Here is a 1293-nt window from a genome sequence, read left to right on the forward strand (position 1 = left end):
GGGCAGGGCGGCCCGCAGAATGTCACCCGGCACGATCGTTGCCAGCAAGGCGCCCATGGCGCTTCCGACAAGGGCCAAAAGCGCCGACGGCAATTGCCGGCGCAGGTCGACATGACCCTTCGACGCATAGTGGATGGTCGCCGAGCCCGAGCCGAACATGCCTTGCAGTTTGTTGGTGGCGAGTGCCTGGACCGGCGTGAAGCCGGCAAGCAGCAGCGCCGGCACGGTGATCAGCCCGCCGCCGCCGGCGATCGAATCGACAAAGCCCGCGGCAAAGGCGGCGAAAGCGAGCATGGCGACGGTCTGGATGCTAAGGTCGATCATCTGATGTATGGAGGGGTCCGGCCGGCTGAGATATCGGGCGTTCGACCACGACCGCCCTGTTTGCGCAAGATCGATTCCGCGCTACCTCTATCCAAGCGCATCGCGCTTGGATTTGTGTGTGCGTGTAGTTAACCCGAAAAGAGGCTCCTGATGGCATTCGCATTGCTGGACCAGATACGTCAGATCTTCGACGGCGACCCGGGCGTGCGCAAGGTGGCGGACGATCCGGTCCTGTCGGCGGAACTGCTGATGCTGTTTCGCATGATCCTGGCCGATGGGTCGGTCAGCGAGAGCGAGATGGTTGCCTTCCGGCGCATCTGCAAGGACGCCTTCGGCATTCAGGAAAGCAGCATCGACAGCGTCATCGAATATCTCAACGAGTTCGGCTACGAGACCAACGGCTCGCAGGCCATCGCGCTGTTCCGCGATCTCGACATCGAACGGCGCAAGCAATTGGCCCAGCATATGGCTGACATCGCCAAGGCGGATTCACAATTGGCCGAAAGCGAAGTGCGGCTGCTGCGCCGAACGCTCGACCTGCTCGACATCAGCCCGGTCGATGTGGTGAAGCCGGAAGGCTGAGGCCTGAGCAACGGTCGGACGTCGAAGGAGCGTCTAATGGGCTTTGCCGACAGCTATCTGGGGCAATTGCGGGCATTGATCGGGGATCGGCTCGTGCTGATGCCGGGCGCTCGCATCGTCATCGAATGTGCCGACGGCCGCATCCTCTTGCAGAAACGGACCGATTTTGGCCTGTGGGGCCTGCCTGGCGGCAATGCCGAGGAAGGCGAGGGCCTGGAAGCGGTGGTGATCCGGGAGATACTCGAGGAAACCGGGTTGATCGTCAGCAACGTTGAACCATTCGGGTTCGGCTGCGACCCGCGCTATGAAACCTTCCAGTTTCCGAATGGCGATCGTGCCCAGTTCTTCGCTTTGATGTTCTACACGCGCTCCTTTGAAGGCGAGGCG

General features: G+C 61.8%; 3 protein-coding genes. 2 read left to right on the forward strand and 1 reads right to left on the reverse strand.

The window, feature by feature from the left end; all coding sequences use genetic code 11:
- A partial coding sequence (locus EN935_RS36310; RefSeq protein WP_164771701.1) for a TSUP family transporter occupies positions 1–324 on the reverse strand: 324 nt, incomplete at its 3' end.
- Between the two features lie 150 nt (positions 325–474).
- On the opposite strand from EN935_RS36310, the gene EN935_RS36315 reads away from it, so the two are divergent.
- Both EN935_RS36315 and EN935_RS36320 read left to right on the forward strand, forming a co-directional pair.
- On the forward strand, positions 475–906 hold the full coding sequence (locus EN935_RS36315) for a TerB family tellurite resistance protein (RefSeq protein ID WP_127264706.1): 432 nt from the start codon (positions 475–477) through the stop codon (positions 904–906).
- A 36-nt stretch (positions 907–942) separates the two neighbouring features.
- Positions 943–1293, forward strand: a 351-nt coding sequence (locus EN935_RS36320) for an NUDIX domain-containing protein (RefSeq protein WP_127374246.1), incomplete at its 3' end; no start/stop codon positions are given.

It is taken from the genome of Mesorhizobium sp. M7D.F.Ca.US.004.03.1.1, assembly GCF_003998635.1.
Taxonomy (GTDB): Bacteria; Pseudomonadota; Alphaproteobacteria; order Rhizobiales; family Rhizobiaceae; genus Mesorhizobium; species Mesorhizobium loti.